Genomic DNA, 18348 nt, shown 5'->3' with positions numbered 1-18348 from the left:
TAGTTTAACATGTTTTACTGTGCCATTCTATTTCTTCTTTTAGACATATAAACAAGGTTTAAGATTAAAATAATCGCCATGATAACAACAAAGAATGTGAAGTAAAGTGCACCATCAGTGACAGAAATTACAAACCCACCAATGATTGGTCCTATGATACTTCCAATAGAGAACATGATATTTGCCATCACGTTACCTGCAGGCAAGTTTTCACGTGGCGTGACATCCGCCATATATCCAAGTCCAAGAGAGAACACAGACCCCGTTGCCATACCTGAAACAGTGAATAGTATCATGAGTCCTAGGAATGATTGGTTAAATACTTCCATCAGCGTGAATGCAATTATACCGATCACCATTAGAATGCTAAGCAGTTTTCCTCGACCGATTTTGTCTCCTAAAGCACCAATCGGTAACTGCAGGAGTATTCCCCCGAAGTTAAACATCGGTAAAATCCACGTGACTGCTGAAATCTCGAGACCATTCCGGAGTGCAAACACTGGGAAGTTCGAGTTGATTGAAGCCTCGAAAAACCCATATAACATCGGGAACATGAACGCTGCCCAAGATGTGATAATTACAGCTTTAAAGTTTTTAAGCGTCGTGAAAAATGTCATCGGAGCATCTGTTGGATCTGGTCTTGCATCTTTTGCATCTTTAATTAATAAGATTAATGGCCACGCGAGCATCGTGAGTACACCTGATACCACGAAAGGTAGCGGCTCCCAGATAACGACAAGTTCACTCACCTTAGGTCCAATCATAAATCCAAGTGAGAAGAAGAGACCATAAATCGCAATGACGCGTCCAAGCTTTTCGATTGGCGTCGTTTGAGTCAACCAGGTTTGCGTGGAAATATGAAGAACGTTATCCGCGATCCCAATAATAATACGTAAAATAAACCAGATTAATACAGTATCTAAAATCGGGAAAGATAAAATTGCCAAGCTTACTGTAATACCACCGACAATAATTAAGAAGCGGTATCCATATTTACGCATCGGACCTTCAATGACAAGTGAAGATAAAAACACACCGATATATAGACCAGCAGTATGTAATCCGCTCAGTGACGCACTGACACCACGTTCTTCAAAAATAAATGAAATCAGAGGTAGAAGTAGTCCTTGGGAGAAACCACTGATGCAAACGATAATCGATAAAATAATAAATCTTGCTTTGAAACTCCCTAATTGCATTTATTTGTCCCTCCAAATCATATATAATTTTATGTAATAGATTAGTACGAAATTCAAAATTGAGGTGCAGTATGAAAAAGTTTGAAGACAACAGTTTTATGTTACACACAGATTTATATCAAATCAATATGGTTAAAACATATTATTTAAAAAACATGCATAATACACGTACTGTGTTTGAGGCATACTTCAGAAAAATGCCATTTACAAATGGTTACGCAATCTTCGCTGGACTCGAACGCATTATCGATTATGTAAAAGAATTAAGGTTTACAGATTCAGATATTGAGTATTTAGAAACGTTAGGTTATGAAGAAGAATTTCTTTCATATCTAAAAGAGTTTAGATTCACAGGAACGATTCGTGCGATGCACGAAGGTGAAGTTGTGTTTAACAACGAACCCCTCGTTCAAGTAGATACGACACTAGCTGAAGCACAATTGATGGAAACAGCAATACTTAATATTATTAACTATCAGACGTTAATTGCAACCAAAGCGAGTCGACTAAGAGAACTCGTTCCAAATGATCAACTCATGGAATTCGGTACGAGACGTGCGCATGAATTTGATGCAGCAATTTGGGGAGCGCGTGCTGCAGTCATCGGTGGTTTTGACGGTACATCAAATGTCCGTGCTGCGAAGAAATTTGGACTCACACCTTCAGGTACACACGCACATGCGATGGTACAAGCATTCGGCGATGATTACAGCGCATTTAAAGCATATGCAGAAACGCATAAAGACTGTGTGTTCTTAGTCGATACATTCGATATTGTTAAATCTGGAATTCCAAATGCAATCAAAGTTGCCGATGAAATGGGAGATAAAATTAACTTTATCGGAATCAGATTAGACTCTGGAGATATTGCGTATTACTCAAAAATTGCACGAAAAATGCTCGATGAAGCAGGATATAAAAATGCGAAAGTCATTGTTTCCAATGATTTAGATGAAATGACCATTCTTTCTCTTAAATCTCAAGGAGCAAAAATTGATGGATGGGGCATTGGTACGAAACTAATTACAGCGTACGACCAGCCAGCGCTTGGTGCAGTGTATAAACTCTCTGCGATAGAAGTTGATGGTGAACTTGTTGACCGTATGAAGATTTCAGGCAACATTGAGAAACTGACAACACCTGGTAAAAAAGAAGTATACAGAATCATTAACAATGAGACGGGTAAATCTGAAGGGGATTATATCACGCGTGTAGGTGAAGAGATCGACACGTCTAAAGAACTCTTTATGTTTGACCCAGTGCATACAGTTAAGAGAAAATACGTTAAGAATTTTACACCAGTGAAAAAACTAAATGACATTTTCGTAGATGGTGAACTCGTTTATGAAACACGTACGATTGAAGAAATTAAACAAGTGAGAATCGATCGATTAGAAGAACTTTGGGAAGAAAACAGACGTCTCGTCAATCCACAAATTTATCCTGTCGACTTGTCACTTAAACTTTGGACAGACCGTCAGGAACTGATCGAGGAACTCGCGGAAAGGGATATTTAATGAACTTACAACAGCAACGTATTATTGAAGCACTGCACGTAAAAAGTCACTTTGACCCTGCAGTCGATACGCGAGAAATCATTGATTTTATAAAAGCATATACGAAAGAATTTTCTTTCATCAAAACGCTTGTCCTTGGAATAAGTGGTGGACAAGACTCGACGTTACTCGGAAAATTAGCACAAATCGCTGTGGACGAGTTAAATAATGAAGTCAAACACACTACTTATGAGTTTATCGCCGTTCTATTACCATATGGCGAACAACAAGACCGTAAAGATGTGCTCGATGCAGTAAAATTCATTAACCCGAGTCGCACGGTTGAAGTGAATATCAAAGACGCTGTAGATGCGAGTGTGAAAGGTCTTAATGAAGCGGGAGTATATATCAACGATTTCGTCAAAGGTAACGAAAAAGCACGTGAACGCATGAAGGTTCAGTATTCGATTGCCGCACATACAAGTGGTATTGTGCTTGGCTCTGACCATGCAGCTGAGTCCATCACTGGATTCTTCACGAAGTTCGGAGATGGTGCAGCAGACATCACACCTCTCACTGGCTTAAATAAGCGCCAAGGAAGACAGATTTTAGAGCATTTAGAAGCACCTGAGCACCTGTATTTAAAAGTGCCAACGGCAGATCTTGAATCTGATAAACCCATGCAAGCAGATGAAGAAGCGCTAGGAGTTTCTTACGATGCGATTGACGATTTTCTTGAAGGGAAAGAAGTGTCTAAAAAAGACTATGACACAATCGTTGGTCATTATCGACGCTCTAGTCATAAACGTGTGTTACCATACAATAGATATTTACTACCAAAAGAATTGGAGGACTGAGTAGATGCTACAAGCAATCTCAGAAAACCAGTGGCTCATGCTACTTACGATATTTGTCATTAATATCGCGTACGTATCTTTTCTTACAATGCGTACAATTTCAACATTAAAAGGATATCGATACGTTGCAGCATCACTCAGTGTATGTGAGACGTTCATCTATATCATGGGTCTTGGACTCGTGCTCGACAACTTAGATAAGCCACAAAATATTGCGGCATATGCATTTGGTTTCGGTATCGGTATTTTACTCGGAATCAAAATCGAAGAGAAGCTCGCACTTGGTTATTTAGTTGTAAATGCAATTACAGCTGAAAAAGATAAAGACCTGCCAATGATGTTACGTGATCTAGGCTATGGTGTTACGCATGGCTATCAATATGGGCGTGACGGAGAGCGTACAAACCTTCAAATTTTAACACCACGTCGCTATGAGAAAAAACTCATTGCAACTATTAAAGAACTAGATCCAAAAGCATTTATAATTAGCTATGAACCGCGTACGATTCACGGTGGATTCTGGACAAGAGGCATAAGAAGTCGTCAGGTGGAACAATATGAAGTAGAACACGTTGAAGAAGTGTTAGACGAAATTTCAACGGATGGTACACCAAATGGCAAATAAGAAACCAAAGAAAAAGAAGTTTAGAGTTGAAGAAGGCAAGTCAATCAGTGATGTTCTACAAGAAATGAGAAATGAAGGCTATACGCCAGTCGCCAGATTTGAGAAGCCTGTCTTTATCGAACGTGGAAAAAATGTTGAAGTCAGCCATCAAGAAATTATTTTTGAAGGCAAATTAATAGAAGAATAATTAGGAGTGTATCAGAATGATTTCTCGTTATACAAGAGAAGAAATGGCACAAATTTGGACAGAAGAAAACAGGTTTAAAGCGTGGTTAGAAGTTGAAATTTTAGCAGCTGAAGCTTGGGCAGAACTTGGAGAAATCCCAATGGATGAAGTTAAAAATATTCGTCCAAATGCGCGCATCGATGTGGACCGCATCAAAGAAATTGAACAGGAAACACGTCACGACGTTGTTGCGTTCACTAGACAAATTTCTGAAACACTTGGCGAAGAAAAGAAATGGGTTCATTACGGACTCACGTCAACGGACGTCGTAGATACAGCGCAAGGATACTTAATTAAGCAAGCGAACGATGTCATTCAAAAAGATATTGAAACATTTATTGAGGTATTAAAAAATAAGGCCATTGAACACAAACATACACTCATGATGGGGCGTACACATGGTATTCATGCTGAGCCAACGTCATTTGGTATTAAGATGGCCCTTTGGTATGAAGAAATGAAACGTAACTTAGTACGTTTCGAGCAGGTAAGACAAGAAGTTGAAGTCGGAAAAATGAGTGGTGCGGTTGGTACTTTCTCAAACATTCCACCAGAAGTGGAAGAGTATGTATGTAAGAATTTAGGACTCGATTATGCAAGAGTATCCACTCAAACATTACAACGTGACCGTCATGCACATTACATTGCAGTCTTAGCGTTAATTGCAACATCTGTTGAGAAGTTCGCGGTTGAAGTGAGACACTTACAACGTACAGAAGTACGTGAAGTGGAAGAAGCGTTTAGAAAAGGTCAAAAAGGATCAAGTGCCATGCCGCATAAGAGAAATCCAATTGGTTCAGAAAACGTTTCGGGAATTGCTCGTGTCATTCGTGGGTATATCACGACAGCATACGAGAACGTTCCACTTTGGCATGAACGCGATATCTCGCATTCAAGTGCTGAGAGAATCATGTTACCAGACGTGACGATTGCACTCGATTACATGCTGAACCGGTTCTCTAACTTAATTAAAAACCTAGTTGTGTTTGAAGACAACATGAAAAAGAATATCGACCGTTCATTTGGTTTAGTAAACTCACAACGTGTGATGCTTGCTTTAATCAACAAAGGGTGGTCTAGAGAAGAGGCATATGATACGGTGCAACCAAATGCGATGGAAGCTTGGGAACACCAAAAACCTCTGAAAGATCTCATTAAGAAAGAGTCTAAGATTGCGGAAGCTCTCACAGATGAAGAGATTGAAGCAACATTTGATGACACGTATCATTTACAACGTGTCGATGCAATTTTTAAACGTACAGGTCTTGAACAATAAATGTACACCGAAAGCTTTCTTAGCTTTCGGTTTTTTAATTTAAAAAGTAATAGAAATCGTGAGAAACTCACATGGCAGGTTTAGTGTATACTACTGAAAGATGATATAATTAGACTATTGATTTTGTACGGAGGATTGTCATGCTGAGTAACGTAAAACATATATTTAAACTAGATCCAAATAAAGAGATTTCAGATGAAAACCTACAAAAAGTGTGCGAGAGTGGCACAGATTTAATTTTAGTAGGTGGCACGGATGGAGTCACAGAAGATAATGTGCTTGATTTACTTGCCCGTGTACGTAGATATAGTGTCCCGTTAGCATTAGAGGTGACAGACACGGATTCTGTAACTCAAGGATTTGACCATTACTTTATTCCGAGTGTGTTTAATACAAACGATATGAAATATCGTGACGGCATTCTTGTAGATGCATTAGAAGACCATTTTCCGGTCATCGACTTTGAGGAAATTAGTTTATTCCCATATATTATTTTAAACGAAGACTCAAAAGCGTTTAAAAAGAGCAACGCATATCTTCCGCCGGAGGATGCACTCACGTCTACTCTACACATGATGGACAAGCTGTATAAATTCCCGTATATATACATTGAATATAGTGGAACGCTTGGTGAAATAGAAACAGTCAAAGCAATTAAAGAGACTTTAGAACACTCAAAAGTGATTTACGGTGGCGGCATAAAAAATAAAGAGGAAGCTGAAGCGTTCAGTGAAGTCGCAGATATCATTGTAGTGGGCAATGCGATTTATGACGATTTAAAAAATGCATTAAAAACAGTAGCGAGGTCTAAATAATGGATTTATCTATGATGAATAAAGAACAAAAAGAAGCAATCGTGACAACAGACGGTCCTTTAATTGTCATGGCAGGTGCAGGGAGTGGTAAGACACGTGTCTTAACGCACCGCATCGCATATCTTTTAGAAGAGAAAGATGTTCCTTCATACAACATTTTAGCGATTACGTTTACAAATAAAGCAGCAAAAGAAATGCGTGAACGTGTGGACAAGTTGATTAAAGAAGATACGTCACACATGTGGATTTCAACATTCCACGCAATGTGCGTAAGAATCTTACGTCGTGATATCGATAAAATCGGATATGACAAAAGCTTTTCGATTCTAGACACAACAGACCAGCTGAGTGTTGTACGTGACGTATTAAAAAAGAGAAATATTGACGTAAAACGTTATCCACCACGCCAATTCTTAAATTATATTTCTAGCAATAAAAATGAGCTTGTGACAGTAAAAGAAGCGCGTGACTTAACAACAACATACATCGATGAACTGATGGCAAACGTATATCACGACTATCAAGAAACATTATTTAAAAATAGCGCGCTTGATTTCGATGATTTAATCATGTTGACCATTGAATTGTTTGAAAAACATAAAGATGTATTGTCTTATTATCAAAATAAATTCCAATACATTCATGTGGATGAGTATCAAGATACAAACCACGCACAATACAAGCTTGTAAAAATGTTAGCAGAACAGTTTAGAAACATTTGTGTAGTAGGGGATAGTGACCAGTCTATCTATAAATTCCGTGGTGCAGATATTTCAAATATCTTAAACTTTGAATCGGATTACCCTGATGCAAAAGTAGTCATGCTCGAAGAAAACTATCGTTCTAGAGAAATTATTTTAGATGCTGCAAACAAAGTGATTGAAAATAATACAGAACGTAAGCCGAAAAACTTAAGAACAAGTCGCGGTCGCGGTGAAAAAATCATGATGATCACTGCAGATAACGAGCGTGATGAGGGTACTGAAATCGTCAACCAGATGCAGAAGTTAAACAGAGAAGGTTTCAAGTATCGTGATATGGCAGTGTTATATCGTGCGAACTCTCAGTCTCGTGCGATTGAAGATGCACTTGTTAAGTCAAGCATGCCATACAACATGGTCGGCGGTATGAAGTTCTACCAACGTGCTGAAATTAAAGATTTAATGAGTTACATGAAAGTAGTCCTAAATCCATTTGATGACATCGCGATGGTGCGTATCATCAACACACCAAAGCGTGGAATTGGTGCGAAGACTATTGAGATTTTAGAAAATCATGCAGCCACGCTTGGTACGAGTATCTATGACGCAATGAAAGAAGCAGACTTCATTGGAATTCCTAAAGGGACAGCAAATAAGCTCGCAGTCCTTTTATCAACGCTTGATCAGTTGAAAGAAAAATCGAAGTTTATGTCTATCACAGAACTTGTAGATGAAATCCTGCATGACACAGGTTATCTAGAAATGCTCGTAAGAGAAAACACGCTTGAGAGCACGTCACGTATCGAGAACTTAGAAGAGTTCAAGACCGTAACGAAAGAATTCGACGGAGCAAATGAAATTTCTGATGATCTTCTCTTTGACTTCTTAAGTGACATGGCGCTCGTTTCCGATCAAGATAACATCGACAGTGAAGATCGCGTAACACTCATGACCATTCACGCCTCAAAAGGGTTAGAGTTCAAAGTTGTATTCTTAGCCGGTCTTGAGGAGGGTCTTTTCCCATCCAACCGTTCGATGGATACAGACGAGGAGATGGAAGAAGAACGACGCCTGATGTATGTGGCAATAACCCGCGCTGAGGATCGTCTGATTTTATCTCGCGCAAAATTAAGAACCATATATGGACGTTCTAACTACACACAAGAGAGTACATTCTTAACGGAAATTCCTGAAGAGTTACTTGAGCATAATTCGGCGTTTAAACGTGACATCGCATCTGGACCAAAGCGTCGTGCAACACGCACGTTTACAAATAACGATGGTGTGTCATTCAAGGTTGGAGATAAAGTAACGCATCCGAAATTTGGTGACGGACTCATCACTCAAGTGAAGGGTTCAGGAGATAATGAAGAACTGGATATCATATTCCAACAGGTTGGACCAAAACGATTACTCGCTAATTTTGCGCCAATCAAAAAGAAGGACTGAATGATTGAATGAAAGAAAAAATCAGAGAGTTACAAGAACAATTAACACAATATAATTATGAGTATCATGTACTAGATAAACCAACGGTTCCTGATGCTGTGTATGATCAGCTCTTACGCGAGTTATTTGATCTTGAGAAGGAATATCCTGAGTATAAGACGGAGGACTCTCCAACGGTTCGTGTTGGAGGACAGATATTAGATAGGTTTGAAAAAGTAGAACACTCGTCACCGATGCTATCTTTAAGTAATGCATTCAATGAGGAAGACTTACGTGCATTTGATCATCGTGTGCGTAAAGTGATTTCTGACGTGGAGTACATGTGTGAACTGAAAATCGATGGATTAGCCGTGAGTTTATCTTATGAGAATGGCAGGTTCACAGTAGGCGCGACACGTGGAGACGGAACAGTCGGAGAAAATATCACTGAAAACTTGAAGACGATTCGTGCGATTCCGCTTAAAATCGATGCAACGAGTAGTTTTGAAGTGCGCGGTGAGGCCTATATGCCTAAGAATTCATTCGAGAAACTAAATGCAGCACGTGAAGAAAATGGACAACAAGTATTCCAAAACCCAAGAAACGCAGCAGCTGGGAGCTTGCGTCAATTAGATACGAAACTCACTGCACAGCGTAACTTATCTATCTTCTTATACGGACTCACGCGTCAAGAGATATTTGACATCGATACGCAAAGCAAATCTTTAGAAACGCTAGATGATTTAGGATTTAAGACCAACAAAGAACGTAAAGTTGCTAAAGATATCGATGAAGTGATTGAATACGTGGAATATTGGCAAGCGCACAGACTCGATTTACCATATGAAATTGATGGTATTGTTATCAAGGTCAACAATCTAGAAGCACAAGAGAAAATTGGCTATACAGTACGTTCACCAAAGTGGGCAATTGCTTACAAATTCCCTGCTGAAGAAGTAGAAACAAAAATTTTAGACATTGAACTTACAGTAGGACGGACGGGTGTAATTACACCTACAGCGATTCTAGAGCCTGTGCGTGTGGCTGGAACGACGGTTTCAAGGGCGAGTCTTCATAACCACGAATTAATCGAAGCACGCGACATTCGTATCAACGATACAGTAATCATTCATAAAGCAGGAGATATCATTCCTGAAGTTGTTCGTGTGGTCATGGATAAGCGTACAGACCAAGAAGTGTACAAAGCACCGACGAAATGTCCGTCATGCGGTCATGAAACGGTTAAGCTTGAAGATGAAGTAGCGATCAGATGTATTAACCCAACATGCCCTGCACAAATCGTTGAAGACATTATTCACTTCGTGTCTCGCGGTGCCATGAACATCGACGGTCTTGGCGAAAAATTTGTGATCCAGCTATATGAAGCGGAACTCATTAAAGATGTTGCGGATTTATACACATTAAAATATGAGGACTTAATTAAACTCGACCGTGTTGGAGATAAAAAAGCAACAAACCTTTTAAATGCGATTGAAGCCTCAAAAAAACAACCGCTTGAGAAAGTGTTGTTTGGTCTAGGCATTCGTTTCTTAGGTCAAAAAGCATCGAGACTTTTAGCAGAAGAGTTTCTATCTATTGATAACGTTATGGAAGCAACAGCAGAACGTCTCGTCGAGATTCCAGAAATTGGCGAAGTGATCGCTCAATCTGTGGTTACTTATACACAGAACGATGATTTCGTAGACTTAATTGAGAAGCTTAAACAAAATGGACTAGAAATGAAACAAGAAGCTTTCGAACAGGAAAGTAATCTGTTTAATGACATGACATTTGTTTTAACTGGTAAGCTTGAAAATCTGACTAGAAACGAAGCAAAGTCACGTATCGAAGAAAACGGTGGTAAAGTAACAGGCAGTGTGTCGAAAAATACAACCGTTGTCGTTGCAGGGAGTGACGCAGGTTCTAAGCTAGAAAAAGCGAACGAACTCGGAATTGAAGTGTGGAGTGAAGCAGAACTTCTAGAAAGGCTGGGTGAGTAATATGAAAAAAATGATCATGTTACTCATCATGGGTGCTTTGTTTTTATCTGCCTGTTCTCAGACGTCAGTGGACGTAGAAAACGCGGGTAAAAAGAATACCGATCAGAACGTGTCGACAAAACGACAAGAAAATGTTGCGGACACAGTTACAGATAGCCAAGGAGACGAATACTATCGCTCAGCAATTCCATATAAACTTTCTAAGAGCCGCGGACTTACGAGTACAAACATGGTGTCATCATACAACATGGAAGACTTTGAAGAAGGGCTTTTTGAAATCTCTAAGGATGTGTATTCTACCGAAGATTATATATTCCAAGAGGGTCAAATCTTAACGGAAGACATGACGCGAGCTTATTTAAGACGTCAATTTACGAAAGATGAAATTGATGCAATGAGTGAAGAAGAACTTGTTAAAAGTGGTGCGTTCAGTAACTTAGGATTAAACCCTTCAAAACAGGGAGAAGAAGATCCTGAGGTCATCGCAAAGAATACGCCACTTTACTTATCTCATATCTTAGAGCAAAACTATCTGACTGTGGATGAGGAAGGAAACACTAATTTTGAAGGGATCACATTTGGTCTCGCAATGAATAGTGAGCACCTTTATCAAAAAGAACAGTATGGTACGACATATAGCGAAGATATTAATATAGAAGATGCGAAAAAAGAAGGTGAAGAGATGGCAAGAGAACTGTTAGATCGACTTCGTGCAAATAATGAGTACGTCGACAAAGCAGTGGTATTTGCGATCTATTCTCAGTCTAAGAGCACAGATATCGTTCCAGGACGTTTTCTTTCTTATGCGGTTGTAAAACCTGGAGAAAACGAGATTTCTAAATTCATAGATATCGACGAGCAAAATGTATTGTTACCTTCTAATAACGAAGAAATTTCTGAAGAACTGCGCTCAAATTACAACGCATTTAACAGAGATTTAAGCAGTTACTTTAAGTCATTCACAACTTCAGTTGGTCGCGGACATATTAAAGATGGGGATCTCGATAACTTGGAAATTGAAATTCCAATAGAGTATGAATCACGTGGAGAGATGATTGGTTTATCTCAATACGCGAAATCACTCGTAGAAAAATACTTCCCAAATACACAAGTTGAAGTGAAGGTACAAGATAAAAATAACGTCTATTCGATTATCACCTCGGACAAAGAAGGCAAAACATCGATGTACATTATGGAATAAACACGTATTTTTTGATAAAATTTATAATTACGAAGTAGTGAAATGGAGGATTACAATGCCTGAAATTGATAAAAAAGGATTGCAACATATCGCAAACCTAGCACGCATAGAAATTAAAGACGAAAAAGAACTCGATATCTTAGCTGAAAAAGTAGAAGAAGTTATTGAGCATTCTAAAGACTTAGCAGCACTCGATTTATCTGACGTTGAACCATTGACTCACCCAATCGAACTATTTGATGTGACACGTGAAGACGTTGTAGATGGTGCAGTATCACAAGAAGATGCACTTAAGAATTCACAATCAACAGCTGATGGACAATTTAAAGTACCCAATATGTTATCTTAGGAGGATTTAATGTGACTCACATTCACGAATTAACAGTCGAAGAACTCGTTAACAAAATTAAAGAAAAAGCGTTAAAACCTTCTGAAGTGGTTAACGCATATTACGAAAAAATCGAGAAAGATGAAGATAAGGTCAACTCTTTCATCACGATTACAAAAGAAGAAGCGTTAGAGCGTGCGAAAGAGCTAGACGCACTTCAAGATGAAGACAAGATGGATGGCGCCTTATTCGGTGTTCCATTTGGTATCAAAGACAACTTCAACACGAAAGATGTACTCACGACGTGTGCGAGCCAAATGTTAGAAAACTTCTATCCAATTCACACAGCAACATCTGTTGAAAAATTAGAAAGTTCAAACTCAGTTTCACTTGGTAAATTAAACATGGATGAATTTGCGATGGGTTCTACAACCGAGAGCTCTTTCTATAAAGTAACTGCAAACCCATGGAACTTAAACCATGTACCTGGGGGATCTTCAGGTGGATCAGCAGCAGCTGTTGCAGCAGGATTTGTTCCTTATGCATTAGGTACAGATACAGGCGGATCTATCCGTCAACCAGCAAGCTACTGTGGTGTTGTTGGTATGAAACCAACGTATGGCCGCGTATCTCGCTTTGGTGTCGTTGCATTTGGTTCATCATTTGATACCATCGGACCAATCACAAAAACGGTTAAAGACAACGCACTTGTTTTAGAACAAATGGCGGGTCAAGACGTGCGAGACTCTACAAGTGCTAATAAAGAAGCAGACTTCTTAAGCACAATTGACCAAGATCTTTCTGGTAAGAAAATTGCATTGCCAAAAGAATTCTTAGATGAGCGTACAGATGAAGACGTTAAAAAAGCAGTACAAGAAGCAGTGAAAGTATTTGAATCCTTGGGTGCAACTGTAGAAGAAGTAAGTTTACCTAATGTAAAATACGGTGTGAGTGCGTACTACTTAATCGCTTCAAGTGAAGCAAGCTCTAACTTAGCACGTTTCGACGGTATACGTTATGGTTACCGCGCAGAAAACCCTAAGAATCTTGATGAGTTATACATGAAGACGAGAAGTGAAGGGTTTGGAGAAGAAGTAAAACGCAGAATTTTACTTGGAACGTACGTGCTTGGATCCGGTCATTACGATGAGTATTTTGTACAAGCTCAAAGAATGCGCCGTGTGTTTATCGAAGACTTCAAACAATTATTTGAAACGTATGACTTAATTATTGGACCAACAACGACAGGCGTTGCACCGAAACTTAAAGGTGGTACACAGAATAGTGAAGTGGATGATGTTGAGTCATTACTAAACGACGTATTAACGATTCCAGCTAACATGACAGGCATTCCTGCAATGAGTATCCCATGCGGTAAATCTGAAGAAGGACTTCCAATCGGACTACAAATTTTAGCGGATCACTATAATGAAGCGGCGATTTATAACGCAGCTTACAAATTTGAAGAGAAATATAATCTTCATGATGAATTAAATAATCTCAAAATGGAGGTTAAATAAATGCACTTTGAAACAGTCATTGGACTTGAAGTTCACGTAGAACTCAACACAAACTCAAAAGCATTCTCTGGCGCACCATCACACTTTGGTGCAGAGCCAAACACAAACCTTTCTGTACTTGAGCTGGGTTATCCTGGTGCATTACCAGTAATCAACAAAGGTGCAGTAGAATATGCAATGAAAGCAGCATTAGCACTAAACATGGAAATCCCTGAAGTCACACGTTTTGACAGAAAACATTACTTCTACCCAGATAACCCAAGTGCTTACCAAATCACACAAGATAAAGAACCAATCGGACAAAATGGTTGGATCGAAATCGAAGTGAATGGTGAAAAGAAACGCATCGGTATCACGCGTCTACACTTAGAAGCAGATGCTGGTAAATCAATCCATAAAGAAGATCACTCACTTGTTGACTTAAACAGACACGGTTCTGCGTTAGTAGAAATCGTTTCGGAACCAGACCTTAGAACACCTGAGGAAGCGTACCTTTATCTTGAGAAATTACGTTCGATCATCCAGTACACTGGTGTATCAGACGTAAAAATGGAAGAAGGTTCGTTAAGAGCGGACGCAAACATCTCGATTCGTCCATACGGTCAAGATGAATTTGGTACAAAAACTGAATTGAAAAACCTAAACTCATTTAACTTTGTACGACGTGGCTTAGAACACGAGGAAAAACGCCAAGCTGCTGAATTACTTGCGGGTGGAGAAATTAAACAAGAAACACGTCGTTTTGATGAAAAAACAGGTGAAACAATTTTAATGCGTGTAAAAGAACATGCGGATGACTACCGTTACTTCCCAGAACCAGACCTTGGACCTGTAACGATTTCTGAAGAGTGGAAAGAACGCGTAAGAGCGAGCATTCCAGAACTACCAGATGTGCTTAAGAAACGCTATGTTGATGAATATAAATTGCCTGAATATGACGCGAATATTTTAACATTAGCAGTTGAGACATCAGACTTCTTCAACCAGATGGTAGAAGAATTTGGAACAGATCCAAAACTTGCATCAAACTGGATCATGACAAGTGTGACAGAGTATCTGAACAAGAACCAAGTGGAACTTAAAGATACGAAAATCACTCCAGAAAACTTATCTGAAATGATCAAGCTAATTGAAGATGGCACAATTTCTGGTAAACAAGCAAAACGCTTATTCACTGAACTCATCACTAAAGGCGGTAGCGCGAAACAAACAGCTAAAGACCTTGGTATGGAACAAATTTCAGATCCAGAAACACTGACTAAGATGGTAACAGAAGTCTTAGACGAAAACGAACAATCAATCACTGACTTTAAAGAAGGAAAAGACCGTGCAATCGGCTTCCTAGTAGGTCAAATCATGAAGAAATCAAGAGGACAAGCAAACCCACAAATGGTAAACAAAATCCTACTTGAAGAAATCAATAAAAGATAATTAGAGAAACTCTCCGAAACGATTTCGGAGAGTTTTTTTGATTGTTTTAGGTGAGTTGAAGGGAAGGATTGGTGACAATTTCGCGGTAAATATGGGAATGGTTGGATTATCATTGAAAAAAGGTTTCCTAACAGCTTCTAAAGGCTGGTAGGAAGCCTTTTTTAATTCTAAAGCTTTGCTTACAATTGCTATAAACCATTACAATTTCCATTACTACTTCAAAAATGGTAATGGTTTTTTCTTTTTAGAACATATTGTAAAGCATCGTGCATTAATTTAATTATTAATTTCTTATTTCTTGTATAGCTTTCATGCCACCTTCGATAACTTTTGGATCGAATCCTTTTGATTCCAGGAATGATGCCGCAGCAGTGATGAGATATTAAAGACATTAAAGACATTAAAGATTGGAAAGCCAAAACGATTTATTAACTTCTGTAATTGAAAATGTTCAAGATATAGAGAGTTCGAGAGAATTATTAAATGAATTCATTGAAAATAAAAGTATTGAAGTTATTTATGCTAAACCAATTATTCAAAACTTCTTAAAGTATAGTAAATATGATTTTGTAACCTTCAAAACATTCTATGATAAGCTATTCTTTGCTCATAAAGCTGTAGAAGATGAAGTAGGAGTTTCTATTATGTTAAATGAACCAATTACTGCCTACGGTGAAAAACATCAATTGGATTTATCTAAAGCTTTCTGGAGATCAATACAAAAGTACAAAGCAAATGAAATTGAAAAAGATTTTAATAATTATTTATTTTGAGTCTTCAAATGAGTCTAGTTCTATGGAAAAAGAGGTAGAGAAAAGAAGATGAAGATGAAAGTAAACTATGTAGAAACCTACTTAATGAATCCGTTAGATGATGAAATGATGGTTAAAATACCTAAAACTTACGAGTCATTAAGAAATGGGATTGCAGATCCAGAATCTAATTTTAATGTTGAAGGTGCAATTGACACATCTTTTGATACAGAAAATTTCGGTGAGTTTCTTTATTCCGTTACTAGTATAGAGATTAATAACTTTACAATAGAAGAGCCAACTAACTTATTCTATTTAAATGCTTATTTTATGATACTAAAAGAACGAAATTTGCTCATACTAGAAGAAGAATTAGTAATCACAACAGATAAGCTTAAAGAGATGATTGCTGAGTTATTAGATATAAGGATTGAAGATTTAAATCTACAGCGAATTCATGATACTTTGCAGAAAAAAGAAGTTGAACAACAGAAAGAAACCGATGTTTAGTATTAAAGAAATGCAAAGAGAACACAGGGAAAGACAGCAAAAAGCTAAAAATAAAAACAAGTATTAATTTTGCTAGCAATAGAGGCTATCAAATCAATACACGCCTAGTACTGGACAAAAATTCAGTACTAGGCGTGTATTTTTTTATGTATCAAGTATGAACTATAAAAAAAGACCTAAATACGACTATTGAGAGAAGCATTTAGAGGCCTTGATGTATATAAGATGAAATCGTCTCTAAATATACGTTATATTTGATGGTCCCATAAAAATGTTTTTGAAAAGGTAATATTAACATTTGACAAGAAAAAAAGGTAATGTTACCATAATTATAAGTTAAAAGGAGGAAAGATAAATGGGCGAAGAATTAAGGTTACTATGGAATAAAAACCAAAGAAATATTCAATCTGAAAAACATTTAATAGTACTAAGCTATTATTATTTAACAGCTTTAGAAAAACTAGAACCAGAGAGTGAGATATTAAAAATAGGTATCAAAAATAACTTTATGCGTGAGTTATCAGAGACTGAGTTAGACTCTATTGAACTATTCTTATCAAATAATTTTGAAATAGAGGACATCAGTCAACTACTTCTAGATTATCTTAATATGGTTGATTACACACCACAAATGATGTTTACAAGTTCGAATGAATCAATCTTAAGTTTAGCAAGTTCTTACTTTGACTTTACAAATAATGAATTTGCTGATTTTTGTTCCGGAAATGGCGCAATGTTAAGTAAAGCTCTAAAAAATAAGGCAAAAATCATTAAAGGAATTGAAATTAATGAATTAACACATCAATTATCAATTCTTAGGTTGTGGCTAGAACATGGTACTATGTTAAGAGATGAAATCATTCGAGCAGATATATTTGAGTATTTTGAAAAAAATCCTGAAGAGAAGTTTGAGCAAATATTTAGCGAGTTCCCACTGAATTTACGTCGAAAAGATAAGTATATTTTTGAAGGTATTGAAATTAATCAGAATTCTGATTGGGGATTTATTTCACTAATAATGAATCAACTAAAAGAACGGGGACGCGCGGTAGTTATTAGCACTGTAGGAATTGAAATGAGAAAGACAGATGAAAAAATAAGAGAGCATTTTATTCGTGAAGGCTACATTGAGGAAGTCATTGCCTTACCTGCAGGTATTCTTACTGGAACTGGAATTCCATCTTTTATGTTGGTCTTAAGCCATGGAAATGACTCCATTCGATTTACTGATGCATCAGATGTATATTCAAATGCAGGACGTGTTCGTTTACTTGAAGAAAAAGATGTAGAGAAAATTATCAATTCAGATAATATAAAAATAGATGTTCCAAATGAGAAAGTATTAAAAGAAGGTCGGTTAAGTCCAGAATTTTATTTGCTTCCTGAATTAAAAGGAGGTACAAAGCTAGAGAAAATTGCTGTTATTTTAAATAGTCGTCCACTTCGAAAGCAAGAAATTGATGAATATTCAGCAGCTGAAAACACTGGTATGCAATTAATTCGACTTTCTCATGTTAAAAACGGTCAAATATTAGACGGTGATTTTGTAAATAAAATAATACCAAAACTAATAGAATTAAAAAATCTCGATATAATTGTTACAAGAATCGGTTCTAAGCTAAATGTAGCCTTATATCAAGAGGAAGAGGATATACGCAGCTTCGTGGATGAAAATTTCTTTGTTATTCGTGTGAATAATAAAGATTGGAATCCATATTATTTATTCGCATATTTCCAAAGTGAAATGGGACAAAAATATTTATCTTCTACTTACAGTGGAGCAACTATTCAACGAGTAAATAAGAAGGATTTACTTCATATAGACATTCCGTATATGACGCTGACACTTCAAAATAAAATTGCTGAAAAGACTAAAGAATATTTGGAAAAAATTAATCAGCTTCAACTTTCTTTAGAGATAATTCAAGATGAAAAAGATGAAGTGATGAGTAGTTGGTTTAAGGAGGTCTAGAATAATGGACG

At 37.6% G+C, this 18348-nt stretch carries 16 protein-coding genes; 15 read left to right on the top strand and 1 reads right to left on the bottom strand.

What is annotated here, in order from left to right:
* Positions 1–14: 14 nt before the first annotated feature.
* Positions 15–1199, bottom strand: coding sequence for an MFS transporter (locus IEU51_RS08505; RefSeq protein ID WP_186088486.1), 1185 nt, complete (start codon positions 1197–1199; stop codon positions 15–17).
* A gap of 71 nt (positions 1200–1270) precedes the next feature.
* Here IEU51_RS08505 and IEU51_RS08500 point away from each other — a divergent pair, with 71 nt between their 5' ends.
* From IEU51_RS08500 to IEU51_RS08430, 15 genes are all read left to right on the top strand, one after another.
* Positions 1271–2716 (top strand): nicotinate phosphoribosyltransferase, encoded by a 1446-nt coding sequence (locus IEU51_RS08500; RefSeq protein WP_186088487.1) that lies wholly within the window; start codon positions 1271–1273, stop codon positions 2714–2716.
* Positions 2716–3552 (top strand): ammonia-dependent NAD(+) synthetase, encoded by an 837-nt coding sequence (gene nadE, locus IEU51_RS08495; RefSeq protein ID WP_186088488.1) that lies wholly within the window; start codon positions 2716–2718, stop codon positions 3550–3552. Before IEU51_RS08500 ends, nadE begins: the two co-directional genes overlap by 1 nt.
* Before the next feature lie 4 nt (positions 3553–3556).
* Entirely contained in the window at positions 3557–4177 is a 621-nt protein-coding gene (locus tag IEU51_RS08490) for a DUF2179 domain-containing protein (protein ID WP_186088489.1), read from the top strand.
* Complete coding sequence (locus tag IEU51_RS08485; protein ID WP_186088490.1) at positions 4167–4364, top strand: NETI motif-containing protein; 198 nt, start codon at positions 4167–4169, stop codon at positions 4362–4364. Before IEU51_RS08490 ends, IEU51_RS08485 begins: the two co-directional genes overlap by 11 nt.
* 16 nt (positions 4365–4380) lie before the next feature.
* A complete protein-coding gene (purB, locus tag IEU51_RS08480) occupies positions 4381–5679 on the top strand; it encodes an adenylosuccinate lyase (protein ID WP_186088491.1) in 1299 nt (432 codons plus the stop codon).
* Between the two features lie 140 nt (positions 5680–5819).
* A complete protein-coding gene (gene pcrB / locus IEU51_RS08475; protein WP_186088492.1) occupies positions 5820–6494 on the top strand; it encodes a heptaprenylglyceryl phosphate synthase in 675 nt (224 codons plus the stop codon).
* Positions 6494–8644, top strand: a complete 2151-nt coding sequence (gene pcrA, locus IEU51_RS08470; protein ID WP_186088493.1) for a DNA helicase PcrA — start codon at positions 6494–6496, stop codon at positions 8642–8644. Before pcrB ends, pcrA begins: the two co-directional genes overlap by 1 nt.
* 8 nt (positions 8645–8652) lie before the next feature.
* Positions 8653–10623: an NAD-dependent DNA ligase LigA gene (gene ligA / locus IEU51_RS08465; RefSeq protein ID WP_186088494.1), complete on the top strand. Its 1971-nt coding sequence runs from the start codon at positions 8653–8655 to the stop codon at positions 10621–10623.
* A gap of 1 nt (position 10624) precedes the next feature.
* On the top strand, positions 10625–11824 hold the full coding sequence (locus IEU51_RS08460; protein ID WP_186088495.1) for a CamS family sex pheromone protein: 1200 nt from the start codon (positions 10625–10627) through the stop codon (positions 11822–11824).
* 55 nt (positions 11825–11879) lie between these two features.
* Positions 11880–12173 carry an Asp-tRNA(Asn)/Glu-tRNA(Gln) amidotransferase subunit GatC gene (gatC, locus tag IEU51_RS08455; protein ID WP_186088496.1) on the top strand — a complete coding sequence of 98 codons (294 nt, stop codon included), beginning with the start codon at positions 11880–11882 and terminating at the stop codon, positions 12171–12173.
* Between the two features lie 20 nt (positions 12174–12193).
* On the top strand, positions 12194–13672 hold the full coding sequence (gene gatA, locus IEU51_RS08450; protein WP_229713936.1) for an Asp-tRNA(Asn)/Glu-tRNA(Gln) amidotransferase subunit GatA: 1479 nt from the start codon (positions 12194–12196) through the stop codon (positions 13670–13672).
* Entirely contained in the window at positions 13673–15103 is a 1431-nt protein-coding gene (gene gatB, locus IEU51_RS08445; RefSeq protein WP_186088498.1) for an Asp-tRNA(Asn)/Glu-tRNA(Gln) amidotransferase subunit GatB, read from the top strand.
* Positions 15104–15510: 407 nt separating this feature from the next.
* On the top strand, positions 15511–15876 hold the full coding sequence (locus IEU51_RS08440) for a hypothetical protein (RefSeq protein WP_186088499.1): 366 nt from the start codon (positions 15511–15513) through the stop codon (positions 15874–15876).
* A gap of 48 nt (positions 15877–15924) precedes the next feature.
* Complete coding sequence (locus IEU51_RS08435; protein WP_186088500.1) at positions 15925–16365, top strand: hypothetical protein; 441 nt, start codon at positions 15925–15927, stop codon at positions 16363–16365.
* Positions 16366–16720: 355 nt separating this feature from the next.
* Complete coding sequence (locus IEU51_RS08430) at positions 16721–18337, top strand: N-6 DNA methylase (RefSeq protein ID WP_186088501.1); 1617 nt, start codon at positions 16721–16723, stop codon at positions 18335–18337.
* Positions 18338–18348 lie beyond the last annotated feature (11 nt).

Source organism: Phocicoccus schoeneichii, from assembly GCF_014635565.1.
GTDB classification, from domain to species: domain Bacteria; phylum Bacillota; class Bacilli; order Staphylococcales; family Salinicoccaceae; genus Phocicoccus; species Phocicoccus schoeneichii.
Note: the sequence above shows the minus strand (reverse complement) of the source record. Positions and strands in the feature narration are given on the sequence as shown.